Here is a 25,303-nt window from a genome sequence, read left to right on the forward strand (position 1 = left end):
TCCGTCAACCGATGGTGTCTACCCCGCCGCGAACGGCTAACCAGCCCGCTCTGCAGCTGACTCCATCCGGACAATGACCCCCTTGGATACCGGGGTGTGGCTTCCCTCGGCAACGCTCTCCAGCGGAACCAGCACATTGGCTTCGGGATAGTAGGCTGCCGCGCACCCGCGGGCGGTGGGATAGGAAACCAGCCGGAAGTTCCGCAACACCCGATCAACGCCGTCGGTATAGACACCGTGGACGTCAACGTACTGCCCGTCACTCAGGCCAAGCTCTGCAAGATCCTCAGGACTCACAAACACCACGTGACGGCCTTTCTTGATTCCCCTGTAGCGATCATTGTGGCCGTAGATGGTGGTGTTGAACTGGTCGTGCGAGCGCATGCTTTGCAGGATCAGCGTCTTGTCCGGCCGCTCCAAATACTCCAGTTCGTTGACGGTGATCATGGCCTTGCCTGTTGGCGTGTTGAACGTCCGTGAATCACGCGGGCCATGCGGCAGGAGGAAACCGTCCCGCTGGCGGATACGCCTGTTGTAGTCGTCAAAGCCCACCACCACGTGCGAAATGTGGTCCCGGATGAGGTCGTAGTTCCGTTCGAAGCCTGCCCAGTCCGCTTGGATCCGGTCACCTACCACCTTCGCTGCGAGACGGCTGATGATGGCCACCTCGGACAGCAATTGAGGTGCAACAGGCTCAACTGCGCCGTAGGAGGCGTGGATGGCGCAGACAGTATCTTCCACGGATACAAACTGTTCGCCAGACTCCTGGAGATCGATCTCGGTGCGTCCCAGGGTGGGCAGAATCAGTGCTTCCTTGCCGGTAACGGTGTGTGAGCGGTTGAGCTTGGTGGAGACCTGAACTGTCATCTCCGTGTTTTCCATGGCCGCTTCAGCGGCGTTCGTGTCCGAGATAGCAGCCACCAGGTTGCCGCCGACCGCGACGAAAACCTTGATCCCGCCGTCGCGCATCCGCCGGATGGTTTCGACTGAATCCGCGCCGTGCTCACGCGGCGGCTCGAAGCTGAATTCCTTGCCCAAAGCGTCCAGGAAAGCGGGCGGCATCTGCTCCCAGACCCCCATGGTCCGATCACCCTGGACGTTGCTGTGGCCGCGGATCGGGGAGGCCCCGGCGCCCGGCTTGCCGATGTTTCCGCGCAGCAGCAGGAGGTTGATGATCTCCTTGATGGTGGCCACAGCCTTTTTCTGCTGCGTGAGGCCCATGGCCCAGGTGATGATGACTTTGTCGGCCTTCATGTACCGTGCAGCGAGTTCGTCTATTTCTTCGCTGCGCAGGCCGGTGGCCTTAAGCACCACGTTTTCATCGAGCGTTGACAGATGTTCTTTCAGCTCTTCAAGGCCCTGGCAGTGCTTCTGCAGGAAGTCATGATCCAGCACTGTTCCGGGGTTTTTTGCTTCAGCGTCGAGCACCCGCTTGGAGATCGCCTGCAGCAAAGCCATGTCCCCGCCGATCCGGATCTGCAAGAACTGGTCCGCCAGTTCGGTGCCCCGCCCGATGATGCCCTTCACTTTTTGCGGGTTCTTGTACCGCATGAGGCCCGCTTCAGGCAGCGGGTTGATGGCGACGATCTCAGCGCCGGCCTCCTTGGCTTCCTCCAGGGCAGTCAGCATGCGCGGATGGTTAGTGCCCGGGTTCTGGCCCATCACAATGATCAGGTCCGCCTTGGCGAAATCCGCATACGTGATGCTGGCTTTGCCGACGCCGATGGTCTGGCCCATGGCCCAACCCGAGGACTCATGGCACATGTTGGAGCAGTCAGGGAGGTTGTTGGTGCCATAGGCGCGCACGAACAACTGATACAGGAAAGCGGCCTCATTGGACGTCCGGCCGCTGGTGTAGAACGCGGCCTCATCAGGGCTGTCGAGGCCTTTGAGGTTATCCGCAAGGATGGTGATGGCCTCGTCCCAACTGACCGGGCGGTAGTGGTCCTCCCCGGCGGGCTTGTATACAGGTTCCGTAAGGCGTCCCTGCATCCCCAGCCAGTACTCGGTTTGCCCGCGAAGTTCACTGACGCTGTGCTCGGCCCAGAACTCCGAACCGATCACCACGGGCGTGGCCTCCCAGGTGACTGCCTTGGCGCCGTTCTCGCAGAACTCGAAGGTCTTGCGGTGGTCAGGATCCGGCCAGGCACAGCTCATGCAGTCGAAGCCGTCTTTCTGGTTCAACGCCAGCAGCGTTTTCCGCGACCGTTCGAGTCCCATATGCTCAATTGCCGGCTTCATCGAGTGGTACACACCCGGGATGCCTGCCGCCCACTTCTTCGGGTGGTCCTTCACCTCGACGTCTTTCTCGTCGACCTCTTCCACCCGCGGGTTTTTGTCCGTCACGCTGCCCACCTCTTGGCTGTCAGAACGGCATTCAATCGGCTCAAGTACTCAGCACCGAAATACGGCCGGTTGCCGTCATTTCAGGATTAGCAGGTGCGGACTGGCACCGCAAGCACCCAATCCCTTTCGGGAATCAGTCCCGCTGGCCCGCCCCGGCGTTGCTGTCCGAATCAACCGTGCTTCCCACTTCATCCTCCAGGCGCCAGGCGTCGATCTCCCCTTGGGACGGCAGGACAAGCCCGCCTGAGCCCTCGATCACTGACCAGTAGGTTTCAGCCAGCTTTTTGTTGAGTTCGGGAAGCTTCTCGTCGTCGTACTCAAAACGAAGGGAACTTGCGGGTGAAATCCAAATCACGGTGGTGACCGGCTGGCCGTCAGAATCGCCGGAGCTGCGAAGAAACAATCCATCGCCCAGGGAAAGCCGCCGGATCAGTACGTTTTGTACCGCCCGGCATACCTCGTCTTCGAAGTTCATTACTATGTCGCGCCCGTAGCCCCCCACTATCAGCTTTGGCATAAACAATCCCCTTTGCTTGGTCCCAGACGACGATGTATTCCAACCCTACACACGCCAACTGATTACCCGGCAGTACTACTCTGTCCGCTCCCGCCACAGCAGCGCCACCACAAACGCCACCGCGCCGAGCCCCAGCATCACCAGCACCATCGACCCCCAATTCGCCTGCGTGACCCCGCTGCCATACAGGACGCCGATCAGCACTGTGGCAGTGATCGCGCCAAGGTACCGGGAGGTCTGGTAGATCCCTGCCGCCACTCCCCTTTCGTGTGGCCTCGTGGAGACAAACATGCCCTGGCTGGAAGCAATACTCACCATTCCGTACGGCACACCCAACAGCGCGGTAAGTGCCAGCACCAACGGAACGGCGAGGGACCCGGTCAGGAACCACATCGCGCCGGAGGCGAGGGTCAGGAGTACGACGCCGGCGATCAGCACCCGCCGCACACGGAACCGCTCGATCGCCCGGACGGCGAACGGCGTCGACACCACTGACATAGCTGCCAGGGGCAGCATCAGCAGGCCCACGATTCCGGGGTCGTAGCCCCCTGCTTCCTCCAGCAGTTGAGGCAGCCCGAAGAAGGCGAAGTAGTAGAGGCCATTGAAGAGGGCGAAGCCCAGATAGACCAGCAGAAGCGGCCGGTTCCTGCCCAGCAGCCGCAGGTCCAGGAACGGCGGGCTGAAGCACAGCTCACGCCAGACAAACAGCACAGCCAGCAGCGTTCCGCCGGCCAGAAGCCACCAGCGGAGGTCAGGAAGAACGTTCAGCAGGGACATCATCACCAGCATGAGCGAACCTACGAAAGCCAGGATTCCCGGAATATCGGAGTCGCGCAGCAGCTCGGATAGTTTGCCGCGCTCCCGCTCGGTATCGGCGGGTGCGTATTTCCAAACCAGGAACAGAGCTGCGAGCGATAACGGGACATTGATCAGGAACAACGCCTGCCACCCCAGCAGGCTCACGAGCACACCACCGATGACCGGCCCGACTGCAGCTGCGGAGGTGTTGGACATCTGGATCCTGCCAAGCGGCCGGGTTGACTCGACGTTCGCCAGGCGAGCAAGTGGCCCCACCATGACCACTGCGCACGGATAGGCGCTCGCTGTCCCCAGCGCCATGAAGGCGCGGGCAACGCAGACCAACAGGAAGTTCGGTGAGAACGGGGCGAGGGCACACGTCACAGCCACCAAGGCCATACCGAACAGGTAGAGCCTCCTCGGTCCGAACCGGTCCGCCAGCCTGCCCATTACGGGCTGCCCGGCAGCCGAAGTGAGGTAGAAGACGGTGATGACCCAGGTGACGGTAGGGACGTCGAGCCGGAAGTCCGCGCGCAACACCACCAGGGCGACGGCGATCATGGACGAGTTCAGCGGGTTCAGCGCGGTGCCGAGGCTGAGACCGGTGACGGCGAGTCCCGTCCGGGGAGTGTTGCTCACGGCAACAGTCTGGTCCACTGAGGGGAGGCACCACGACTCTGTTACAAGTGATTTGCGTCCTAGCGGCGCTGTCCAGGATGTGCTCAGAGGCGATTGTGAGAAGATCGGAGCTATCGTTTTTGTCTGATGCAGCTCGGACCTTCGGTGATTCAAAGGTGTGTTGGGAAGCAATGAAGAGAGTCATGGCTTGCGGCGTATTGCTTGCCATCGCCCTGTCAGGCTGCAGCGGAAGCCCCACCCCGCCGTCGGATGGCAGGTTCTTCGACCTGCAATCCCACCGCGGCGGGCGGGGCGACTGGGCAGAGGAGTCATTGACTGCATTCGCCAAGTCGCTGGAGCTGGGTGTGACCACTCTTGAACTCGATACACATCTGACCGACGACGGCAAAGTGATCGTGTGGCACGACAGGGTCATCCAGGCCGCCAAGTGCAAAGACACGGCCCCCGCCACCCCCGGTGACGTGGAGTTCCCTTACGTCGGTGACCGTGTGGCAGAGCTGACCCTGGCGCAGGTCAGGACGCTGATCTGCAGTCCCACGGACGTCCCCGGCCAGGCGAGTCAAGACGAGGGCGAAGAAAGCAGGATTTCAGAGCTCAAGGAGGTCTTCAGACTGGTCCGCGATTACGATGCCACGGAAGTCCGGTTCAACGTGGAGACCAAGGTCCAGCGGGGCAAGGACGGCGACGACGGAGCACTGACCAAGGCAGTGGTGGACGAAATCTACCGGGCCGGAGTGGCAGAACGGACTACGGTGCAATCCTTCAACTGGTCCTCGCTGAACCTGGTCCGGAAGATCGCCCCGGAGCTTCCCCTGGTGGCCCTCTCCCATGGTCCCGAGTGGCTGGGGGTGGGAATGCCCGGCGCGAGCCCCGAGCTCGGCGGCATCGACATTGACGACTACGATGGCTCCCTCGCAAATGCCGCTGCCGCCCAGGGCTACGACGTCATTTCGCCTGCAGTCGAATCGGTCACCCCTGAGATGATCGCCGAAGCCCACGATCTGAAGCTGCCGGTCATTCCATGGACCGTCAACTCCACCGAAGAGATGGAACGCCTGATCGACCTGGGCGTTGACGGCATGATAACGGACAACCCCGCCCGTCTTCGGTCTGTCATGGAGGAGCGTGGGCTGAAGCTACCAAAGGCCTACAAACGTAAAGCCTGAAACGGCAACGTGAGTGAGGCCGGCTTCAGGACCTCGCGCCCTGGGCAAGGGCTGCGTCGAGGAACTCCAGATGGGCAGCCGTGACCGGGACCCTGCTCTCGTCGTACTCCGGGTGCTTGGTCAGGAATTTCTTGATGTACGGGCAGACCGGGACTATTTTCAGGCCTTCCTCCACTGTCTGATCAAGAGCCTGTACAGCCAGCTTTTTTGCCAGACCCTGGCCGCCGTACTCCTCATTAATAACGGTGTGGTAAAAAATCCGATGGCTGGGATCTTCGCCGTAGGTCCGGTAGAGGGCCTTGCCAATAACCTTCCCGTTGTCCAGCACTTCGAATCGTTCGCGCTCCAGGTTGTGCCGGATGGTAATCCCCAACATCTGCATCTCCTTGGTTCTTGAGGCTTACTACCGCCTCGCCTGTTGCTCCCAGCCTAGCCGTGGCCAGCGCGAGAAATGGAGGTTAAGCATCAGGACCCGGCGAGACGGGTGCGTCTGCCGGGTCCTTCTGACAGTACGTCGTGCATACTGTCGTGTGGCGCTACTGCGCCGTGATGGTCCAGTCGCCATCGGACCGGACTTGGATAAAGCCGGCCGTCAGCTGGACAGTTCCCTCATAGGGACCGATTTCATTGACTGCCAGTTCGGGAGCGTCTCCTCCAAAACCGATCACAACGAAGTTTTCTTCACCCGTGTTTTTCACCGTGGCTTCGCTTGTCTCGCCCTCGAGGAAAAACACCTGGTCGCCGTGCCCGCTGGCTGCCCCGCTGGCGAACTTGACCGTGCTGATATCGGCAATGGTGAGCGTCCAGGGGCGGTCCGCCTCCACGGTCAGCTCCGTCGTTGCGGTTCCATCGGAGTCCACCAGGTGGGAGCCTGTGTAAGCACCGATGGCGTTGACGAGCAGGCCGTCCGTGCCGTTGGTTTTCACCACGGTGTTCTCGGTGCAGGCCTCACACGTGAAGGTAATGATGCCGGGCAGCCCTCCCAGATCCACCGTCCTGACGTCGTCGCCCGTGCCGGTGAGCGTCTGGGTGGGCAACGCGTCCCGCTGCTGCGCGGCGGCTCCGGATGGTTCAGGCTGGGCTGATTCTTCGACGTCCTTAACAACGGGGGCAGGAGTCCGGAGTTGTTCCGAGGTGGCGCTTTGCAGAGCGATGCCCGCTGCAGCGCCGCTGATGGCGCCGACGATCATGCCACCGATAAGCAGGACACCGGTGACGATGCAGGCCATGACCCTGTGCCGGTCATAACCTTCAAGCGGCTGCCGGTTTTTGTCGGTCTGCTTGCCCACCAGGATGATGATGAGGTCCACCAGGGACCAGATACCAAGACCGCCCAGGGTGATCAGTTTCAGGATGCCGGTTCCGATTTTCCCCAAGTAGAAGCGGTCGACGCCGAAGTTGCCGATAAGCAGGGACAACAGCCAGGTGGTGAGGAAGGACTTCTGGGGAGCAAACGGGCCCTGGGGTCCGAACTGGCCCTGCTGATAGGGAACCTGAAAATGGGGAGCTTGCGGATCCTGCGGAGCATATTGACTCTGAGGAGCGTACTGGCCCTGACCGAAATCGCCCTGCGGAGCATACTCGCCCTGGGGGGCATACGGACCCTGGGGGGCATACGGACCCTGAGGTGCCGGGTAACCGCCATTCTCCGGAGACGGCGGGGGCGGCGGGGCAAACGGGCCTGACTGGCTCATGGGATCCTTTCGGGACGGCGACAGCAGGGCGTCGCCGGGCGGGGAACTAACGGGTGCGGAGCGAAGTAGCTGCGAAGATCGCAGCAGGGGAAGGAGCGGCTGGGCTCAGCAGGGAGAAACCCGGGATAAGTGAGGGGTACTCGCAGCCGACAGTCTTATGGCATGCACATGCGCTGATCGTTCCCCCAATAACACGCTGCGGCGTTTTCGCCCTGAATGGAATAGTACACAAGCCCGGGCTTTGCCCGCACCTTCGCTCCGGCTACTCTGTAAGCCACGGCTAAAGCAACCTGGCCGAGGATCGTTCCGCCGGGGAGCAGCACAATGACGCACCAGCCAGCCGACACCGAACTTTGCGAAACAGCCTCAGCCTGCTTCGGTTGGGAAACACTGAAGGATGGCCAGCTCAGCGGTATGCACGCGCTTGTAGCGGGCCGCGATGTGCTGGCCGTAATGCCCACAGGCTACGGAAAATCAGCCATCTATCAGGTCGCAGCACTTCACCTGCACAGCGAAACCCAACGCCCCGCCGTCGTGGTTTCCCCTCTGATTGCCTTGCAGGAGGACCAGGTGGACGGACTGCTCGAGGTGCTGGGACCCGGCGCCGCGGTGGTCGTCAACTCCTCGCACAGCGACTCGGAAATCCAGGACGCGTGGGAAGCGGTGGAAGGCGGAGACGCCGCGTTCCTCTTCCTCGCACCGGAGCAACTCGCTAAGACCGAAACAGTGGAGCGGCTCGCAGCGTTGAACCCGTCGCTGTTCGTGGTGGACGAGGCCCATTGTGTCTCTTCCTGGGGCCACGATTTCCGCCCGGACTATCTGCGGCTGGGCGAAGTGCGGGCACAGTTGGGCAACCCGCCGGTGGTCGCCCTCACGGCCACCGCCTCTCCCCCGGTCCGCGATGACGTGCAGCAGCGCCTGGGGATGAAGGATCCGCTGGTCCTGGTGCGTGGTTTTGACCGCACCAACATCCGCCTGGAAGTGCTCCGCCACCATGAGGATAAGAAGAAGCGGACCACCGTCACAGAGCAGGTCGCAGAATTCGTCTCCCACCTGCAGGGTCCCGGACTCTTGTATGCGGCCAAACGCAAAGACACGGAAAAATACACCCTGAAGCTTGCCCAACTCGGGCTCCGCTCGGAGGCTTATCACGCTGGCCGTGCCGTCTCAGATCGCGAGCGCATCTATGAGGACTTTATGCACGGCAGGCTCGACGTCGTGGCGGCCACCACGGCGTTCGGCATGGGAATAGACAAGCCCGACGTCCGTTTTGTCATCCACGCCGATATCCCCGAATCCTTGGACAGTTACTACCAGGAGATCGGCAGGGCAGGGCGCGACGACGGGCCGGCGGTGGCGGTCCTGCACTACCGTGCCGAGGACCTGGGCCTGCGCAAATTTTTCGGCACGCACACTCCTGATGAGGAATCCCTGCTGGCAGTCCTTGAGGCCCTCCGCGCAGCCGACAACTTCCTCACTGCCAAAGCTCTGGCGGAATCTACAGGTTTTTCGACCCGGCGAGTTACTGGCTTGCTGAACCAGCTCCAAGAGACCGGCTCCGTCAAAAGCGGCAAGAAGGGCGCGAAGCTCAGGGCGAAAGCCCGGCTGTCCGCAGTGGTGGAGCGCGCCGTCGAGCTGGCCGAAGCCCGCCAGCGCGTAGATACTTCACGCATCCAGATGATCCGCGGTTATGCCGAAACCGATGGCTGCCGGCGTCAGTTCCTGCTCAGCTATTTCGGCGAGGACCTGCCTGAGCCGTGTGGAAATTGTGACACCTGCACGGACGGGTCAGCGTACGAAGTGGATGACACTACGAGCAACGGTGAAGGCGAACCCTTCCCGCTGCAATCCAGCGTGGTCCATAAGGAATGGGGCCCTGGCCTGGTGATGCGGCACGAGGACGACGTGATTACAGTCCTGTTCGAGCAGGAGGGCTACAAAACGCTGTCCCGCCAGGCTGTGGAGGAAAACCAGCTGCTCAGACGTGAGGTGTGAGTTCGTCCAGGGTCTGGAATCCGTGCTGCGCTGAGGGCGACAACGTGAGCCGGACAAAGGCCGTCAGCTCTTCAACGCGTTCCGTCAGGTCCTCGCGGGCCGTAAGAACATTCGACACCATCTGAACACCGGTGAAGCTTGCCACGAGGTACCTTCCGAAAGCCCCCGCGTCCACCTTGCTGGAGATCACCCCGGACGCCTGGCCCTCAAGCGTGAGCTGTTCCATGGTCTGCATCCAGTCGGTATAGGGGCTTCTGATCCGTTGGCCAAAGGTTGATGACTCCAGAGTCAGCCGGATTCCTGCCCGCACCACAGGATCATTCTGGAGAAGGCTGGCAAAACAGGAGCACAGCGCGCAGATAGTTTCGATCGGTCCCAGGCTGCGGGAAAAGACGTCGGCAGCGGACTCTTTGGTCCGGGCGTGCTGGTCCTCAATGACGGCCAGGGCGAGGAGCTCCTTGGTTTTGAAATGGAAATAGAGGGCACCCCGGGTCACTTCCGCTGTCTCCGCAACCATTTGAAGGCTCGCAGGGCCGTACCCCACGTCTTCGAACACCGCGGCCGCACCACGAACTATCGCCTTGCGGGTTTCCACAGCCCGGTCCTGAAGTGGCACGCAGATTTCCTCTCCCCAGTTTCCACGGCTTTCCCAGCTTCCGCTGCGCAGGGTCCGGATCCGGAGGCGCAGCGAACATGGTCAGTCTAGGCGCAAGTGCGGCTGATCAGTCGAATCCGGTCAGTCGACAATCCAGAACTCTTTGAACTCCCCGGTCGCCGGCGTCACTGACTCCTCGACGTTGTCCACCCGGCCAGGCGGATGGCCTGACCTGAGCCAGTTCCGGAAATCCAGCACCAGCGGCTGGGGACCCTCAACGACGACGGCGACAGTCCCGTCGGCGTCGTTCCTTACCGTCCCGGTGAGTGCAAGCTCGTCTGCTTTGCGCCGGGTCCAATACCGGAAACCCACGGCTTGGACCATGCCTTCGACACGTGCTGTCAGCCGTACATTTTCTGCTGCGTCCGGTCCGTAAGTCTTACCCATGCGTCCAATGTAACCGCCGTTCCCGGGGCATAGAAAGTGCCCCTGCCCCGGGATACATTCCCGGGGCAGAGGCCCTTTCCGCTCATCGCACCGACCTGCTGCGCGACCTTAGCTGGCTGGCCGCAGCGAGGTGATCATCTTCTTGATGTCCTTGTACTCCTGGGTTTCCATGTAGGCCTGCGGAGTGTCCACATGCGGCTCATTGCCCGGGGTGGTGTCGAAGGGGTTGTAGACGCCTGAGAACATGGCAGCGTTCGGCGGCCACGTGAAGAACTGGAAAATCGGGCAAGCGTCAGGGCCGGTCGGTTCCGGGCCGGAAGTGATCCCGTATGCGAGCACGTTCATCTTCATCGGATCCGTCTGGGTAGCGTCCATCCGTGACTCAAAGATGAAACGCGGGGTCTGACCGGACTGTGCCAGGGCAGGAAGTGGCTCGGAATCCAACATTGCGTACGGCTGCCTGTCGGTACACGTGGAACCGACGGCCATATGCGTACGGAGGGTTGCCAACGGCTTTCCGTTCGCGTTCGTGATCTCGAGGAAGACACCGCCACTGGCAGGAGTTTCCCCGGCGGGATCCTTGATGGCCCAGGTCGAGGGGTAGTCGAACAACAAATCCCCGTCCGTGGTTGTGTAGCTGGTCCAGTCTCCTGACGGCGTTGAAGTTGTCCCTGTCGCAGAAGCGGTGGCAGTTGCGGTGGCGGTCGGTGTCGACGTCGACACCGGGCTTTCGGAGGCCGTAGAAGTTGCGGTGGGGGTTGGGGTGGGTGCTCCTGTTCCGGGGGCGGATGCTGGCGCTCCACAGGCGACCAGCAGGAAGGACAGGCATAGGGCCCCTGAAACGGCAAGGGCGGATGGCGCAGTGCGGTGCATCTGTAACTCCTGATTTTGTCGTGAGACCGCCGATAATTCCTCAATTGTGGACTTCCGAAACTTCAGGGAAAAGCATTAATTCCAATCGATATCGAAACGTTGCCGACGTAACGAAGGCCGTTAAAAAAGGCGGCTGCGTGGGGATGGTTCGTTGCCCGCCTGTGGCATGTGTTCAATAATCGGAACCGTTGACCAAGGCTAATGAGGAGAACAGCGATGACGATCCAGATGGACCCGGCAAACGAATCTTCACCAAGCACTGAGGACAACGGTGAACTGGAGGCGGGCCGGGACTGGTTCCACGGCGCCGTCGTATATCAGATCTACCCCCGTAGCTTCGCTGATTCGAACGGGGACGGGATTGGCGACCTGCGCGGCATCATCAGCAAGCTGGACTACCTTCACAAACTGGGGGTCGACGTCGTTTGGCTCTCCCCCATCTACACCTCGCCACAGGACGACAACGGCTACGACATCAGCGACTACCGGAATATCGACCCCATTTTCGGCACCCTTGGAGAGCTTCAGGAATTGAGCGACGGACTGCACAAGCGGGGAATGAAACTGGTTATGGACCTCGTGGTGAACCACACCTCGGACGAGCACCCCTGGTTTGTGGAATCCCGCTCGTCCAAGGACAACCCGAAACGGGACTGGTATTGGTGGCGCCAGCCGCGCGACGGCGTCGAGCCCGGAACTCCCGGCGCGGAACCCAACAACTGGGGGTCCGCTTTCTCCGGTCCGGCGTGGGACTACGACGAAGCCACCGGGGAGTACTACCTGCACCTGTTCGCAAAAAAGCAGCCCGACCTCAACTGGGAAAACCCGGAGGTGCGGGCGGCCGTGTACGACATGATGAACTGGTGGCTGGACCGGGGCGTGGATGGCTTCCGCATGGACGTCATTAACTTCATCTCCAAGGACACCTCGCTACCCGACGGCCCCCGCGCTGACGGCAAGCTTTATGGCGACGGCAGCCCGTACTTCATGTCCGGGCCGCGCATCCATGAATTTCTGCACGAGATGCACCGGGAAGTCTTCGCCGGCCGGGACAAGCCGCTGTTGACCGTGGGTGAAACGCCCGGCGTGACGGTGGAGGACGCCGTCCTGTTTACCGACCCTGCCCGGAAAGAAGTGGACATGGTGTTCCAGTTCGAGCATGTCGCTTTGGACCAGGAGGAAGGCAACAAGTGGCGCCCCAAGAAGCTGGAACTGACCGAGTTGAAGCGTTCCCTCGGCCGTTGGCAGGATGCCCTCGCCGACCGGGGCTGGAACAGCCTTTACTGGGGCAACCACGATCAGGCCCGCGCAGTTTCAAGGTTCGGCGACGACGGCCAGTACCGTGAACTGTCCGCGAAGATGCTCGCCGGCGTACTGCACCTGCACCGCGGCACACCCTACGTGTACCAGGGCGAGGAACTGGGCATGACCAACATGACCTTCGGAGCCATCAGCGATTACCGGGACATTGAGGTGCTCAATCATCACCGTGAAGCCACAACCCATCTGGGGCACACTGACGCCGAGGTCCTCGCTGCCCTGGCCCCGCTGAATCGGGACAACGCCCGCACGCCGGTCCAGTGGGATGCCACCCGGCACGGCGGGTTCACCACGGGATCACCCTGGATCGCCGTCAATCCGAATGCCAATCACATCAACGCCGCAGCCCAGGTAGATGATCCCGATTCGGTATTCAGTTTCTATCAGAAGGTCATCGCGTTCCGTCACGAGGATCCGGTGGTCTCCGCCGGCGACTTCACCATGCTGCTGCCCAATGACCCCCACGTCTACGCCTTCCGTCGCTCGCTGCCGGGCGTTGAAATCCTGGTGTTGGGGAACTTCTCCGGCTCAGAACACACCGCCCACGTGGATAAGAGCTGGGCCCAGGCAGAACAGGTGTTGGGCAACTACACCTCCAGGCCTGACCTGCTCCTCAAACCGTGGGAACTGAAGGTCTTCCGCCGGCTCGGGTGAATCCCGCAGGACGTTGCCTGTTGTTCGAATCGGCCTGTTATTCAAAAGCAGGCCTGTTGTTCAAAAGGGTCCGGACGTATCCTGATGTCGCCGTCCAACAATCGGAACCGAGCCACCATCGAGGGGGCACCATGACCATCCCACCCACCCGCGAACCTGATCCCTTCCCGCCGGAACCCGGCCCAAATCCGGGATCGCCCGATCCCACCAACCCGTTCCCGCCGGAACCCACTCCCTCGCCCGAGCCCAATCCCCCTCCAACTCCGGGGCCTTTGCCGATTCCGGACCCCGGGCCTGTGCCGCCAAATCCGGACCCCGGGCCAGTTCCGCCAAATCCGGACCCCACAAGGTTCTAGGGCCGGGCCGGATTAGGAGCAGCACCGCGTTCGACAGGACAGCCCGCCAGTGCTTAGAGCATTGGCGGGCCTTTCTGTTTTTTGCAGATCCCAGGCGTCAGCTTGTCATGGCCGGCTGGTGGCGGATCCCAGGTTCACCGGGTCTTCGTCCGTGAGGTAGGCATCCTCGGCATGGGCGGCAAGGTCGATGCCCCGCAGCTCATCCTCTTCATGGATCCGCAGGCCAATCGTCATGTCCAGGACCTTGGCGATAACCCAGGTCAGGAGGAAGGAGTATGCCAGCACCGCGCCGGTCGCCACAGCCTGGATGCCCAGTTGCTGGGGCCCGCCGCCGTAGAAGAGGCCGCTGACTCCGTTGGGGGCGCTATCCGTTGCGAAGAAGCCCACCAAGAGTGTGCCTATGATGCCACCCACCAGGTGCACGCCAACGACGTCGAGCGAATCATCGAAACCGAGCCGGAACTTCCACTCAATCGCCAATGAGCAGACTGCACCGGCGATGGCGCCGGTCGCGACAGCACCCAGCGGACTGACCGCCCCACAGGCAGGGGTGATGGCAACGAGCGCCGAGACGAGCCCGGAGGCCGCGCCCATGCTCGTGGCGGCACCCCTCCGTACGCGCTCCACCAATGCCCAGGCGAGCAGGCCTGCAGCCGCCGCGACAGCTGTGTTAAGGAAAACTACCGCCGCCGACTGCCCGGCACTCAGGGCCGAACCGGCGTTGAAGCCGAACCATCCGACCCACAGCAGGCCTGCTCCGACGAGTACCAGGGGCCGGCTGTGCGGCTTGGTGTGTTCCATCTTGGGCCAACCGGAACTGCGGCCCAGGACAAGGGCCAGTGCCAGGGCCGCCACGCCGGCGTTCATGTGCACTGCGGTTCCGCCAGCGAAGTCGATAGCTTTGATTCCGCTCGCTATCCAGCCGCCAGTGACTGAGCCGTCCGCGGAGGTGAAGGCGAAGACCCAGTGGGCGATAGGAAAGTAGACCAGCGTGGCCCAGACTCCGGCAAAAACCATCCATGCTCCGAACTTCATGCGTCCGGCAGCGGCACCAGCAACCAGGGCCGTGGTGACGCAGGCAAAAAAGAGCTGGAAGGCTGCGAACAGGGCCGGAGGTATGGCCGCCTCCGGATCCTCGACCAGCAACTTGTCCATGCCCAGGTACTCGGTCACATCCCCAACGAGGCCGAGCCCGCCCACCGAGTTGCCGAAGGACATTGAATAACCGAAAAATGCCCACAGTACGGCCACAAGGCTGGCACCGCCGAAGCACATCATCATCATGTTCAGGATTCGGCGCGACCCCACCATGCCACCGTAGAAAAGTGCCAGGGCGGGGATCATCATGCAGACCAACGCGGAACTCGCGAGGATCCAGGCGACATCTCCAGGGTTCATTGGGGTAACTCCACTCATAGTCGGGTCCGGGCAGCTTGCTGAGACCGACGCATGCCGTCACCTACATGTTCATTCCTGGAGCCTGCCTTTGGGTTTCGCCAGCGTTTAATTCCTTGGAATGTTGGGTTACCTGGTGAACCGTGGACGGACATGATGACGAGCAGAATTCCTCTGCAGTGGAAAGCACAAGAGCCGGATCCGTTGACCGGATCCGGCTCGAACCCCGAACAACAGGGTCAGGCGAAGGTGTTTACGAGTAGCGGATGTCGTGCGTGCGGTGATCGTATTGGATGGTCAACGGTCCGCCGGCGTGGTGCAGTTCGTGATTGGCGCCGTCGAACGCCCCAAACGCACCGTAGTTCTCATCCCAGGAACGGTTGAGCGCAATCTTGAAGGTGTAGTACCCGGCCGGCAGATCAGCTGAAAGCTTCCACAGCTGGTCCAGCTGATCCAGCTCCAGCTGGACCTCGTCGTACTGAGGTGCCCAGTTGTCCGGGGCGCCCAGAAGGGTATTGAAATCACCGGCGACAGCGACTGCCTCAGGCTGGCCGAACGTCTCGACGGTGATTGCCGGTGCGGTGTGGTCAGCCGAGGCTGCGTCGACGTCGGGAACAGCCGTCGGAGCAACGGACCCGGACTTCTTGGCAGCAGGCTTGCGGGTGCGGACGGCCTTTGCCACCGGCTTCACAACGTCCTCGATCAGTTGCGTGGCTTTGTCCTGCACCTTGTCTGCAACCTTGGCAGCTTTCCTGGCGGCAGGCTTCTTGTCCTCGGCCTTCTTCGGCGTTGTCTTCTTCGCCGCCAGGTGGGCAGGTGCCACCGTGGGAACGGGAAGGTCGGCCGGAACGGGAGTACCGGCGTCGAGCGCTGTCCCAAAAGCGGAAGCGTCAGGGAAGGCGACGGTTGCGCGCAGGCCGTCGTCGGTGATGGTCCAGCCTGAACGGCCCTTGACCAGCCACCCTGCCTTCACGAGTTTGGCGGTTGCCGAGGTAAGGGTCTTGTGTCCACGGGGAATGCCGCCACTCAGCAGCACGCCCTCATGTTCGTTGAAAGGAACGCGGGCAGTTGCTTCGCCCAGCACGGCGCCGGCGTTCGCCGATTCGCCGGACCACACCCCTTCGGCTAGAACCTCCAGCACGGCTTTCAGACGAAGGTTGGTGTTTTCAGCGGTGTTCCCCATGGGTCTCCTTTAGAAGCGATTGATGCACCAACAATTTTGCCAAGGAAATATTAAATAAGCCCACTGAAAACGGTTAACTCCGTGTGTCGTGAACCACTGTGACAGGAGAAACGGGGCGTTTATCCTGTTTACCGATCAGTAACGGTTATTCTGTCAGCTTCAGCGAGGGCTCGGCCGATTGGCCATTGGAAAGTCCATCAGACGGCCCGCACATCATCCGCCTGAAATGCCCAGTTCTCCCAGGAGTTCGGCCTTCCGTTCCTCCGAAGCGAACGAGGAACGGATGGAATTCGAGGCGAGGCGCACGCGGTCAAACTCCGAGAGCCCCAGCACGTCCTGCAGCTCCCTGAAATTGTCGTCCACATAGCCGCCAAAATAGGCAGGATCATCCGAGTTGACGGAAACGTTCAGCCCCACTGCAAGCATCTCAGGCAGCGGGTGTTTGGCCAGGGAATCCACTGCCCTGAGCCTCACATTCGAGAGCGGGCACACGGTAAGCGGAACCCACTCGGCCACAAGACGTTCCACCAGCGCAGGATCCTCCATGCACCGGATACCGTGGTCAATCCGCTCCACGCCCAGAACGTCAAGGGCCTCCACAATATACTCCGGCGGCCCCTCCTCCCCGGCATGGGCAATCAGGTGCAATCCCGCATCCCGTGCCATCGCGAAGAGCCGCTCGAATTTCGCGGGAGGATTGCCTACTTCAGCCGAATCAAGCCCTATCGCAGAGATCGGCGCTTCCATTGCAAGCAGGTGCTCGAGTACGGCGAGCGCTGACTCCTCGCTCAAGTCGCGAAGGAACGCAGCGATCAGCAGTGTGGATATTCCGAATTCCTCTTCCGAGGTGGCCAGGACCGACGCCACCCCCTTGACGCACGTTTCGAGGGGGATGCCGCGCGCCAGGTGGGCCTGCGGATCCATCATGATTTCCGCATGGCGGACGCCAGCCTGGGCAGCACGGGCCAAGTACGCACGGGTCATGTCCGCGAAGTCCTGTTCCGTCTGCAACACGGACATGTTGGCGTAGTAGAGGTCCAGGAAGGACTGAAGATCAGTGAACTCGTACCGTGCCCGCAGCTCGTCCAGATTCGTGTACGGCAGCTGGGTTCCGTTGCGCTCGGCAAGCGCGAGAATGAGCTCCGGTTCAAGCGTTCCCTCGATGTGCAAGTGCAATTCCGCCACCGGCAGCACCCCGGGCGGCGTGGGTTCCGGCTCGGGCGAAAGGGAGTCCTCAAGCGGCAGGTCAGCGCCGTCGTCGTGCGTGGTCATCTCGCAAGAATAGTCGTCCGGCGCCAAAAAAGATCGGGGGTGATCAGCTGGCGTGAGCTGAGGGCCTCGGGGCCGTGCTGGGGCGCGCTCTGAGGCCATTGGACGCGTGGGATCCGGGCCCATTGGACGGGGCGGGATCAGGGGCCGTCTGGCGGGCAGTCACGACACGCCTTCCGGCTCACGATTTGGCTTCCGCAACCAGCTGTTTTAGCGTGGAAGACAGGCCCGCCAAGCGGGACCAAGAATGCCCGGTGCTGCCACTACCAGATACTGCCCGGCCGGCAGACACCGAATACGACCTCTATTTGTCAGGGGCGGGCAGTGGCGCAACGACCTCCGGGGACGGATCGAGCGCAGGTGGCCCTCAGGAGCATCCTCACCCATGAAATCATCAACTCTCTCTACTGCCGCGCGCCGCGGAATCACTGTGGCCGCCGTTTCCGTTGCAGGACTCGCTCTATCTGCAACCGCAGCCAACGCCACAAGCGCTGCTCCCACAAACACGTGGGACGCCCTTGCCCAGTGCGAGAGCGGCGGAAACTGGAGCACTAATACGGGTAACGGCTATACCGGCGGCCTGCAGTTCAGCTCAAGCACGTGGGCTGCCTACGGAGGCACGGGCTCGGCAGCTGATGCCAGCCGTGAACAGCAGATCGCGGTAGCCGAGCAGGTCCAGGCCAGCCAGGGCTGGGGAGCCTGGCCATCGTGTGCAGCCCAGCTCGGTTTGAGCGGGGGCGCGACGGCGACGGCTCCGCAAAGCGTCCCGGTCCAGCAGGTTCCCGCTGAGGTTCCGGCCACCGCAGCCGTGGCGCCGCTTGAAAGCGCGCCGCTCGAATCGGCTCCTCGCCACGCGGCCGCCGTTCCGCTCAGCGGCGAGACCTACACCCTTGAGAAGGGCGACACCCTCAGCAAGGTCGCCGAGAAGCTCAACATCACAGGCGGCTGGCAAACCCTTGCCGACGCCAACCTCGATACGCTCGCGGACCCTAACCTGGTCTTCGAGGGACAGGTACTGCAGCTGCCGGCGTAGCCAGGCAAACGGGTAGTACCTCGTCCAAAAGAGAAGTACGACGCCGGAGGGTCCCCCCTGAGGGAACTCTCCGGCGTCGTACTGCTTTGGGCTTATGGGAAAAGCTTTTGCTTCTTGTGGGCTGCGCGGGTTGTTGGCTCCCCCGTTTGTGGGGCTACGCAGCGACGGGCAGTTCGCGGACGATCCGGACTTTCCACGCGGTGTCGTCGCTCGTGTCCAGCAGCGCCACGGTACCCAGTGCAAGATGCAGAGCGACGCGCTTGGCGGCCAGCAGTTCCAGGTAGAGCTGTTCGTTCATCCGCGAAGGAGAATCAATGACGAACTTCACAGCGTTGCGCATCTTGCGGTAGTTGTCACTGCGCTCACGGTGCATGTGGAGTTCCAGCTCATGACGCTGGCGGAGCTTCGGCTCATGCTTGTTCAGCCAGGAAACTGAAGCGTGAACCCCGATCACCAAGGCAAGTGACACTCCGTAAATCCACCAGCCGGTGGACAGCAGGAAGAGCGGAAGGTTGGCGATAGCCACAACCGCGATGATCACCCGGGCAGCCACAATGCGGTTCAACGCCTGCGCCACGGAACCGAGGGCGGCACGGAAACCATGCTGCTCCTTGATCGCAGCGGCGGGATCAAGGGTGAATTCGTCAAGCACCAGAATGCCATTCGCGTCCGGGCTGAGCATCTGTCCGTACTTTGGTTGCGGTAATGCGGCTGGAGTGAGTGTCATGGGAGTTCTTCCGGGCGGCTGACGGCTGATGAGGGTCCATTAATTTTAGTCCTGCTACGGCGTGTTGTCGCTGGTGTCTCACCATATGGTCGAGTAGGCTACGCCGCACACTTCTCCAACCATGATAGGCCATCCCCTTTTCGGGTATCCGGCGCCCATTTGGACTCTAACCTCGGCGGCTCCACACTGGAGGGATGCAGACCTTCCTTCCGTACCCAGATTTCCACCAGAGTGCAGCCGCTCTTGATCCCGTCCGGCTCGGCAAACAACGCGTCGAAGCCCTGCAGATCCTGCGCGCCCTGGTCATTCCGGAGTACGGCTGGCAGTCGCACCCGGCAACCCGCATGTGGATGGGTTATGTCCCGGCCCTGGCGCTCTATGGCCTGGCGATGGTGGACGAATGGACCGTCCGCGGGGGCGCCGACACAACCCGGGACAAGATCACTGAGTTTGCTCCGCAGGCAGCTCATCCTGCCTATGCCGAAAAGATTCCGATGCCTCCGTGGCTGGGTGATGCGGATCTTCACCTGAGCCACCGCTCCAAACTGATCGGCAAGGAGCCGCGCTTTTATACAGAGGTTTTCCGCGGCACGCCTGCGGACCTTGAGTACGTATGGCCCGAGCCAAAGCACGTGTTCCTCCCTGAAGACCCTGAGGAGAACCTGCTCTGGATCCTTCGGGCACCGGTGGGCGATTCCGATCCGGAAAAAATCGACACCATCAGCCTGCCGGCAGTGAGCCGCTCCGGGGCTGTGGCATCTCCCGGCAAGGATCCAGAGGGCGGGGACTATCAGTTTGTTTACGCCGAGACGGGATCAAGGCGTCCGGCCAAGCAGGCCAAGAAACTTCCACCCAAGCAACTCGTGAAGAAGCCGTCCCGGAAGCGCCAGCGCCAGGAGGAAGCCTTCCGGACCCTCCCCGGCAAATCAAACGTTGCCATACCGCTGGGAGAGGGAGGCTCTTTCGCAGTGGGCAAGGTTCTGGGACGGCCCATCACGCTCCCGGATGGCAGCTTCGGGCGCAACTTTGAGGTCACTGAGGTCATTAGCCGCTCGGCGTTCGACTACCCGGCCCTGCTCCAGGATCCCCGGGTGTTCTTCCCGGTTCCGGCGCCGCTGGCCTGAGCGCGAGGTACGCCCACAGGCGATGTAGGCCCACGGACGAAGTAGGCCGACGGAAGAGGGCTCTGGCAGACTGGCGAGCATGACAGTGCTTATGGCCGGTTGCGGCGACCTTGGGACCGAGGCGGGGCTGCGTTTTGCCGCTGCCGGCCATCGGGTGGTGGGTTGGCGACGCTCACCGGAGAAACTTCCGGCCGAAATTGAGGGTGTCGCAGCTGACCTCACATCGGCCGAACTGCCGGCCGTCCCGGCGGATACCTCGGCTGTGGTCATTGCCGTTGCTGCGGACTCGTCCACCGAGGCAGCCTACCGGGCGGCCTACGTGGACGGGCTTGGGAATGTTTTGGATGCGCTCAAGCGTGATGCCGTCAGACCCCGCCGGGTGCTGTTTGTCTCCTCGACGGCGGTCTGTGGCGACGCCGGCGGCGGCTGGGTGGATGAAGACGCGACGCCGGCCCCTGACGGATTCTCCGGCCGCATCATCCTCGAGGCAGAAGAGCTGCTGCGTGGCCACTTTGAGGGGACTGACACGGATACCGTGGTGCTGCGCCTGGGCGGGATCTACGGCCCCGGGCGGACGCGCCTGATCGATCAGGTCGGCAGCGGCAGCGCTGTCATCCCAGCCGAAGTTCGCTTCACCAACCGCATCCACAGGGACGATGCAGCTGCCGCCATTGTTCACTTGTGCACCATGGAAGCCACTCCCCATCCCGTTTACCTGGGAGTGGATAGCCATCCCGCTGACATGGGCGAGGTCCTGCGGTTCCTGGCCGAAGAACTGGGGCTTCCCTGCCCACCAACTGCATCGCGGGAACCTGAGGGCTCCGCTGGCCAGCCGAGCCGGGGCGGCAACAAACGCTGCAGCAACAAGCGGCTCCGAGGCACAGGATTCGAATTCAGCTTTCCGACCTACAGGGAGGGGTACCGGGCAATTCTGGAGGGCAAAGGCGTCAGGCACCCGTAAGGGCGGCACACTGGCATCAGCGAAGGGCCGGAGCGATGGGCAATGGCGCGCTGGCAACAGCGGCACTCTGGTAACAATGCGCAATTGCATGTGCGTATATTGCAACACTCTGTAACGAATGCGGAGGCTGGGGTGCTCTCGACCTAGCGTGAGGGGGGTCCGACTCCCCGGCCACTCCCCCTGATCCGGAGCCTACAGATGCCGCAACACTCACGCACGGCCTTGCCACCACCTCAGGCGAGCGCGCTCGCGGACGCGTTGGCGGGAGACCCGTTGACCACAGACCCGTCCGCTCAGGAAGACAGCGGCCTGCTGCGAACCATGGGTCCGCGGCACCTGATCATGATTGCCATGGGCGGCGTGATTGGCTCCGGACTGTTCCTAAGCTCCGGCTACACCATCTGTCAGGCCGGTCCGTTTGGGGCAGTCCTCGCCTACCTTCTGGGCGCCCTCCTGGTGTATCTGGTGATGGCCTGCCTCGGCGAGCTTGCTGTCGCCTATCCTGTGGCCGGAGCCTTCCACATCTATGCTGCCCGGTCCATCGGCCCAGCAACCGGGTTCACCACGGCGTGGCTTTACTGGCTCTGCTGGGCAGTGGCTCTGGGCTCTGAATTCACCGCCAGCGGGATCCTGATGCAGCGGTGGTTCCCGGGAGTCGATGTCTGGATCTGGTGTGTGGTGTTCGCCGCCCTGGTTTTCGGCCTCAATGCCTTCTCCGCCAAGTTTTTCGGCGAAGCAGAGTTCTGGTTCTCCCTGGTGAAGGTTTCGGCCATCGTGGCGCTGATCGTCCTGGGCGGTGCGGCCCTGTTCCGCTTCCAGCCTTTGAACTCCGACGCCGGCCCTCCCCTGCTGCTCACTAATTTCGTGACGCCGGACGGGCTCTTTCCCAATGGACTGACAGGAGTGCTGGTGACCACGCTTGCGGTCTTCGCCTGGACGAAAGCCCCTTCGTGACTGTCTTCAGCGGCCTGGGCATGCCCTACGCTGCCGACATCATGAACTTCGTGATCATCACAGCGCTTCTGTCAGCCGGAAACAGCGGCCTGTTCTCGTGCGGAGGCATGCTCTTCTCCCTCGCCGACGAAGGCCATGCGCCGAAGGCCTTCCGCCGCGTCACCCGGCGTGGGATCCCGCTGATCGCCCTGGGCGTGAGCATGGTGGGCGGCCTGGCTTCCCTGCTGTCCAGCGTGATGGCTGCCGAAACTGTTTACCTTGTGCTCGTTTCCATTGCAGGCTTCGCAGCAGTGGGCGTCTGGATGTCCATCGTTGCCTCGCACTTTTTCCATCGTCGGGCTTTTGTGCGCGACGGCGGCTACGTCACCACGCTGCCCTACCGCGCACCGTTCTTCCCCTTTGTACCGTTGCTGGCTTTTGCCATCTGCCTCATATCCCTCATTGGGCAGGCAATTGATCCCAATCAGGTAGTGGCCCTGGCCTTCGGCTTGGCCTTTGTGGCCGGTTGCTACCTGTACTTCCGCTTGCGCTATGGCGCGGGCAAAACCGGGCCACGCACCGCCGTCGACCATTCCTCCACAATCGAAGAAAGCGAAGTGTTCTGATGAGCTCATCCACCTCTCCACTGCTTTTCGCCCTGTACGAACAGGCGAGCGTCGGCTGCGGCGGGGCGCCCAGCTTGTGGACCCACCCGCTCGATGACCGCCTGCAGGTGAACTCCTTGGACCGTTGGCGGAACGTCGCCATAACCGCCGAGGAGGCCAACCTGGACGCCCTCTTCTTCGCGGACGTGCTGGGCCTGTACGACGTCTACGGCGGCTCGGCCGACGCCGCGCTCGAATGGGCCGTCGAGGCGCCCGCTAACGATCCCTTTATGTACGTGCCGGCCCTCGCCGCCCTGACCGAGCGACTTTCCTTCGTCATCACGGCATCCACCACCTATGAGCACCCCTTCTCGATGGCCCGGCGGTTCGGCACCCTCGACCACCTCAGCAACGGCCGCATCGGCTGGAACATCGTGACGTCCTATCTCTCCAGTGCAGCCCGCAACTTTGGCATGGATGAGATGCTCAAACACGCAGACCGCTACGCCCGCGCCGACGAGTTCATGGATGTCTTCTACAAACTGCTGGAAGGCAGCTGGGCGGCGGACGCCGTCGTCGGCAGTAAGAGTCAGAAGGTGTACGCCCGGGCCGGTTCTGTGCGTCCCATAAAGCACGACGGCGAGCACTTCCGCGTAGACGGACCGTCGCTGACGTCGCCGTCGCCACAACGGACGCCGGCCTTGTTCCAGGCAGGCTGGTCCCCGCGCGGCCGGGAATTCGCCGCAAAGCACGCCGAAGTGATCTTGCTGCCCAAGAAGGACCCGCAGGAGATCGCCGCAGGGTTGGCGGATATCAAGCAGCGAGCGCTGGCAGTGGGCCGGCCTGTTGGAGAGGTTCGGTCCATGGCCTTGGCCAGGATCATCACTGCGCCCACCGCCATCAAGGCGCAGCAGAAGTATGACGAGCTGCAGCGGAACTACCATATGGAGGCCCAGCTGGTCAGTTATGCAGGCGATACCGGAATCGATCTCAGCAAATACGCTGACGACGAGCCTCTCACTACCCTCTCCAACGGATTGACCTCGTACGTGGTCAAGGGTGGAACCGGCGAGAAGCCCCTGACCGCTGGAGATGTCCGCAAGAAGTTCGCTGACGTCACTCGCGGGACGGACCTCCTGTTCATCGGCACTCCGTCAGATGTTGCCTCGCAGATCCAGGAGCACGCTGCCGTGTCCGGGCTGGACGGATACATGATCAACCCCCTGGTCAGCCCCGGATCGCTTAATGACTTCGCCGAATTGGTGGTTCCTGAGTTGGTGGACCGTGGGCTGTACAGTGCCGAGCCGAAGAGCGGGACGCTGCGTTCGAGGCTCCGCGCTGATGGTTCTGATCTCTTGGCGGATTCGTCCTGCGGCGCGGGCTTCAGGCAGGGCGCGGAGGTTAGCTCGGTTTAGGCAGGGGGTTTTCGCTGGTTGGGGCTGCGCGGGCGCTGATTGAGCTGCGGGGGCTGATTGAGCTCTCACGTGGTTCGGGTTCGCGGTGGTTCGGGTTCTCGGTGGTTCGCCTTGGTGTCAGCTCCTTGGACGTTCCATCCTGCTGGGTCTTAAACTCCTCGTGGCCGCCGAGATCATCAGGACGGTCGCCGTTACGCCCACCTTCGAAAGCGTGGGCGTACTCGCGATCATCGTCCTCATCCGGACGTTCCTCAGCTTCTCGCTGGAACTGGAAATAGCAGGGCCATGCCGTGGCAAAAGGAGCCTGATGTGGGCCGCGAGCCAGGGCCTGCGGGTGCGGGTGCTGCGGCCCGGGGGTAGGCGCATCGCCGGGTGTGCGAGGCGATAACACGGCACGCTAGGCTCGGCCTATGACTGAATCCACCACTGCAAAAGCCGTTGAACTCCTTCGCCTTCATGAGGCACCCCAAATTCTTCAGCTCGTCAACGTTTGGGATTGCATTACTGCCAAAGTGATTGCAGACCTCCCCGGTACGTCCGCCCTGGCAACGGCCAGCCATTCAATCGCGGCGTCACTTGGCTACAAGGATGGCGAAAGCATCCCCGTGGATCTGATGGTCGAGGCTGTAGGTCGAATCGCCGCGGTCACAGAACTTCCCGTTTCAGCCGATCTCGAGGCAGGTTACGGCGATCCTGGTGAAACCACTCGGAAGGCAATCGGCGTCGGGATTGTCGGCGCGAACATCGAGGACCAAATGCGGCCCATCGACGACGCGATCGTCCAGATGGCTTCCGTCATCAAAGCCGGAGAATCCCAGGGAATTGACTTCGTCCTCAACGCCCGCACCGACGCCTTCCTCAAGGGGAAGGACCGCAACCCGGCCGAGGTTTTGGCCGACGCAATTGAGCGCGGTCGGGCATACCTCGACGTCGGCGCGACCACTGTTTTTGTTCCGGGCCTGCTCGATGAAGCCACAGTAGTTGCCCTTGTGGAAGGAATTGGCTGGAACAAGGTATCGGTCATCAATGTGCCGGGGTCCTTGCCGCCAGCAAAGCTGCAGGAACTGGGCGTGTCGAGGATTTCCTATGGTCCTTGGACCCAGCGCATAGCCCTCACGGCATTGGTGGATACGGCGGTTGATTTGATGGCTGGCGGCACCCTGCCCGAGGGGATTCGGGTGCTTAACTAGTTCGCGACTTCAGGCCAACTGGTACGCGTTTCGGAGCAGGACTACTTCCCTTTTCGGGGGCTGTCCCT

At 62.1% G+C, this 25,303-nt stretch carries 20 protein-coding genes and 2 pseudogenes; 10 read left to right on the forward strand and 12 right to left on the reverse strand.

Translation table 11 applies throughout. The annotated features are described in order from the left end of the window. Nucleotides 1–36: 36 nt before the first annotated feature. From RIN13_RS13390 to RIN13_RS13400, 3 genes are all read right to left on the reverse strand, one after another. Nucleotides 37–2,346: an FdhF/YdeP family oxidoreductase gene (locus RIN13_RS13390; protein WP_309107833.1), complete on the reverse strand. Its 2,310-nt coding sequence runs from the start codon at nt 2,344–2,346 to the stop codon at nt 37–39. 133 nt (nt 2,347–2,479) lie between these two features. Then, nucleotides 2,480–2,863, reverse strand: coding sequence for a hypothetical protein (locus RIN13_RS13395; RefSeq protein WP_309107834.1), 384 nt, complete (start codon nt 2,861–2,863; stop codon nt 2,480–2,482). Between the two features lie 75 nt (nt 2,864–2,938). Next, nucleotides 2,939–4,300 (reverse strand): MFS transporter, encoded by a 1,362-nt coding sequence (locus RIN13_RS13400; protein WP_309107835.1) that lies wholly within the window; start codon nt 4,298–4,300, stop codon nt 2,939–2,941. Nucleotides 4,301–4,470: 170 nt separating this feature from the next. On the opposite strand from RIN13_RS13400, the gene RIN13_RS13405 reads away from it, so the two are divergent. Then, a complete protein-coding gene (locus tag RIN13_RS13405; RefSeq protein ID WP_309107836.1) occupies nt 4,471–5,466 on the forward strand; it encodes a glycerophosphodiester phosphodiesterase family protein in 996 nt (331 codons plus the stop codon). Between the two features lie 25 nt (nt 5,467–5,491). Here RIN13_RS13405 and RIN13_RS13410 read toward each other — a convergent pair whose 3' ends face one another. After that, the gene (locus tag RIN13_RS13410) at nt 5,492–5,842 is read right to left on the reverse strand and encodes a GNAT family N-acetyltransferase (RefSeq protein ID WP_309107837.1); all 351 of its coding nucleotides are present in this window, start codon (nt 5,840–5,842) and stop codon (nt 5,492–5,494) included. Nucleotides 5,843–6,002: 160 nt separating this feature from the next. Then, complete coding sequence (locus tag RIN13_RS13415; protein ID WP_309107838.1) at nt 6,003–7,160, reverse strand: NINE protein; 1,158 nt, start codon at nt 7,158–7,160, stop codon at nt 6,003–6,005. Between the two features lie 324 nt (nt 7,161–7,484). Between RIN13_RS13415 and RIN13_RS13420 the strand changes: the two genes are divergently transcribed. After that, nucleotides 7,485–9,155: a RecQ family ATP-dependent DNA helicase gene (locus RIN13_RS13420; RefSeq protein ID WP_309107839.1), complete on the forward strand. Its 1,671-nt coding sequence runs from the start codon at nt 7,485–7,487 to the stop codon at nt 9,153–9,155. On the opposite strand, the gene RIN13_RS13425 is transcribed toward RIN13_RS13420, so the two are convergent. The 3 genes from RIN13_RS13425 to RIN13_RS13435 all read right to left on the reverse strand — a co-directional run bounded on the left by RIN13_RS13425 (nt 9,139) and on the right by RIN13_RS13435 (nt 11,070). After that, complete coding sequence (locus RIN13_RS13425; RefSeq protein WP_309107840.1) at nt 9,139–9,771, reverse strand: ScbR family autoregulator-binding transcription factor; 633 nt, start codon at nt 9,769–9,771, stop codon at nt 9,139–9,141. The two genes, RIN13_RS13420 and RIN13_RS13425, sit on opposite strands and share 17 nt — an antisense overlap. 120 nt (nt 9,772–9,891) lie before the next feature. Next, nucleotides 9,892–10,197, reverse strand: a complete 306-nt coding sequence (locus RIN13_RS13430) for an acylphosphatase (protein WP_309107841.1) — start codon at nt 10,195–10,197, stop codon at nt 9,892–9,894. A gap of 108 nt (nt 10,198–10,305) precedes the next feature. Beyond that, entirely contained in the window at nt 10,306–11,070 is a 765-nt protein-coding gene (locus tag RIN13_RS13435) for a hypothetical protein (RefSeq protein ID WP_309107842.1), read from the reverse strand. 216 nt (nt 11,071–11,286) lie between these two features. Here RIN13_RS13435 and RIN13_RS13440 point away from each other — a divergent pair, with 216 nt between their 5' ends. Then, nucleotides 11,287–13,044: an alpha-glucosidase gene (locus RIN13_RS13440; protein ID WP_309107843.1), complete on the forward strand. Its 1,758-nt coding sequence runs from the start codon at nt 11,287–11,289 to the stop codon at nt 13,042–13,044. Between the two features lie 461 nt (nt 13,045–13,505). Here the strand turns inward: RIN13_RS13440 and RIN13_RS13445 are convergent, their stop codons facing one another. From RIN13_RS13445 to RIN13_RS13455, 3 genes are all read right to left on the reverse strand, one after another. Next, complete coding sequence (locus RIN13_RS13445) at nt 13,506–14,798, reverse strand: ammonium transporter (protein ID WP_309107844.1); 1,293 nt, start codon at nt 14,796–14,798, stop codon at nt 13,506–13,508. A 250-nt stretch (nt 14,799–15,048) separates the two neighbouring features. Next, nucleotides 15,049–15,978 carry a glycosidase gene (locus RIN13_RS13450; RefSeq protein WP_309107845.1) on the reverse strand — a complete coding sequence of 310 codons (930 nt, stop codon included), beginning with the start codon at nt 15,976–15,978 and terminating at the stop codon, nt 15,049–15,051. A gap of 213 nt (nt 15,979–16,191) precedes the next feature. Beyond that, nucleotides 16,192–17,250, reverse strand: coding sequence for an adenosine deaminase (locus tag RIN13_RS13455; protein ID WP_309107846.1), 1,059 nt, complete (start codon nt 17,248–17,250; stop codon nt 16,192–16,194). Between the two features lie 382 nt (nt 17,251–17,632). Between RIN13_RS13455 and RIN13_RS13460 the strand changes: the two genes are divergently transcribed. Beyond that, nucleotides 17,633–18,280 (forward strand): transglycosylase family protein, encoded by a 648-nt coding sequence (locus RIN13_RS13460; RefSeq protein ID WP_309107847.1) that lies wholly within the window; start codon nt 17,633–17,635, stop codon nt 18,278–18,280. 154 nt (nt 18,281–18,434) lie between these two features. Here the strand turns inward: RIN13_RS13460 and RIN13_RS13465 are convergent, their stop codons facing one another. Continuing rightward, nucleotides 18,435–19,007: a hypothetical protein gene (locus RIN13_RS13465; RefSeq protein ID WP_309107848.1), complete on the reverse strand. Its 573-nt coding sequence runs from the start codon at nt 19,005–19,007 to the stop codon at nt 18,435–18,437. 194 nt (nt 19,008–19,201) lie between these two features. Between RIN13_RS13465 and RIN13_RS13470 the strand changes: the two genes are divergently transcribed. From RIN13_RS13470 to RIN13_RS13495, 6 genes and pseudogenes are all read left to right on the forward strand, one after another. Beyond that, nucleotides 19,202–20,131, forward strand: a complete 930-nt coding sequence (locus RIN13_RS13470) for an MSMEG_6728 family protein (protein WP_309107849.1) — start codon at nt 19,202–19,204, stop codon at nt 20,129–20,131. Between the two features lie 79 nt (nt 20,132–20,210). Further along, nucleotides 20,211–21,092, forward strand: coding sequence for an SDR family oxidoreductase (locus RIN13_RS13475; RefSeq protein WP_309107850.1), 882 nt, complete (start codon nt 20,211–20,213; stop codon nt 21,090–21,092). A 321-nt stretch (nt 21,093–21,413) separates the two neighbouring features. Then, nucleotides 21,414–22,651 (forward strand): annotated as a pseudogene (locus RIN13_RS13480) (amino acid permease). Further along, nucleotides 22,651–24,045: an NtaA/DmoA family FMN-dependent monooxygenase gene (locus tag RIN13_RS13485; protein ID WP_309107851.1), complete on the forward strand. Its 1,395-nt coding sequence runs from the start codon at nt 22,651–22,653 to the stop codon at nt 24,043–24,045. Before RIN13_RS13480 ends, RIN13_RS13485 begins: the two are co-directional and overlap by 1 nt. Nucleotides 24,046–24,163: 118 nt before the next feature. Next, nucleotides 24,164–24,405 (forward strand): annotated as a pseudogene (locus RIN13_RS13490) (DUF1622 domain-containing protein); the annotation flags it as partial. 50 nt (nt 24,406–24,455) lie between these two features. Then, nucleotides 24,456–25,235 (forward strand): isocitrate lyase/phosphoenolpyruvate mutase family protein, encoded by a 780-nt coding sequence (locus tag RIN13_RS13495; protein WP_309107852.1) that lies wholly within the window; start codon nt 24,456–24,458, stop codon nt 25,233–25,235. Nucleotides 25,236–25,303 lie beyond the last annotated feature (68 nt).

This window comes from Arthrobacter sp., from assembly GCF_031179985.1.
GTDB lineage: Bacteria > Actinomycetota > Actinomycetes > Actinomycetales > Micrococcaceae > Arthrobacter.

Coding starts and splice junctions, on each gene's coding strand:
- RIN13_RS13465 (WP_309107848.1), bottom strand. CDS start 19,007: ATGACACTCACTCCAGCCGCATTACCGCAACCAAAGTACGGACAGATG.
- RIN13_RS13440 (WP_309107843.1), top strand. CDS start 11,287: ATGACGATCCAGATGGACCCGGCAAACGAATCTTCACCAAGCACTGAG.
- RIN13_RS13495 (WP_309107852.1), top strand. CDS start 24,456: ATGACTGAATCCACCACTGCAAAAGCCGTTGAACTCCTTCGCCTTCAT.
- RIN13_RS13415 (WP_309107838.1), bottom strand. CDS start 7,160: ATGAGCCAGTCAGGCCCGTTTGCCCCGCCGCCCCCGCCGTCTCCGGAG.
- RIN13_RS13420 (WP_309107839.1), top strand. CDS start 7,485: ATGACGCACCAGCCAGCCGACACCGAACTTTGCGAAACAGCCTCAGCC.
- RIN13_RS13395 (WP_309107834.1), bottom strand. CDS start 2,863: ATGCCAAAGCTGATAGTGGGGGGCTACGGGCGCGACATAGTAATGAAC.
- RIN13_RS13460 (WP_309107847.1), top strand. CDS start 17,633: ATGAAATCATCAACTCTCTCTACTGCCGCGCGCCGCGGAATCACTGTG.
- RIN13_RS13475 (WP_309107850.1), top strand. CDS start 20,211: ATGACAGTGCTTATGGCCGGTTGCGGCGACCTTGGGACCGAGGCGGGG.
- RIN13_RS13455 (WP_309107846.1), bottom strand. CDS start 17,250: ATGACCACGCACGACGACGGCGCTGACCTGCCGCTTGAGGACTCCCTT.
- RIN13_RS13445 (WP_309107844.1), bottom strand. CDS start 14,798: ATGAACCCTGGAGATGTCGCCTGGATCCTCGCGAGTTCCGCGTTGGTC.
- RIN13_RS13405 (WP_309107836.1), top strand. CDS start 4,471: ATGAAGAGAGTCATGGCTTGCGGCGTATTGCTTGCCATCGCCCTGTCA.
- RIN13_RS13470 (WP_309107849.1), top strand. CDS start 19,202: ATGCAGACCTTCCTTCCGTACCCAGATTTCCACCAGAGTGCAGCCGCT.
- RIN13_RS13485 (WP_309107851.1), top strand. CDS start 22,651: ATGAGCTCATCCACCTCTCCACTGCTTTTCGCCCTGTACGAACAGGCG.
- RIN13_RS13410 (WP_309107837.1), bottom strand. CDS start 5,842: ATGTTGGGGATTACCATCCGGCACAACCTGGAGCGCGAACGATTCGAA.
- RIN13_RS13435 (WP_309107842.1), bottom strand. CDS start 11,070: ATGCACCGCACTGCGCCATCCGCCCTTGCCGTTTCAGGGGCCCTATGC.
- RIN13_RS13450 (WP_309107845.1), bottom strand. CDS start 15,978: ATGGGGAACACCGCTGAAAACACCAACCTTCGTCTGAAAGCCGTGCTG.
- RIN13_RS13430 (WP_309107841.1), bottom strand. CDS start 10,197: ATGGGTAAGACTTACGGACCGGACGCAGCAGAAAATGTACGGCTGACA.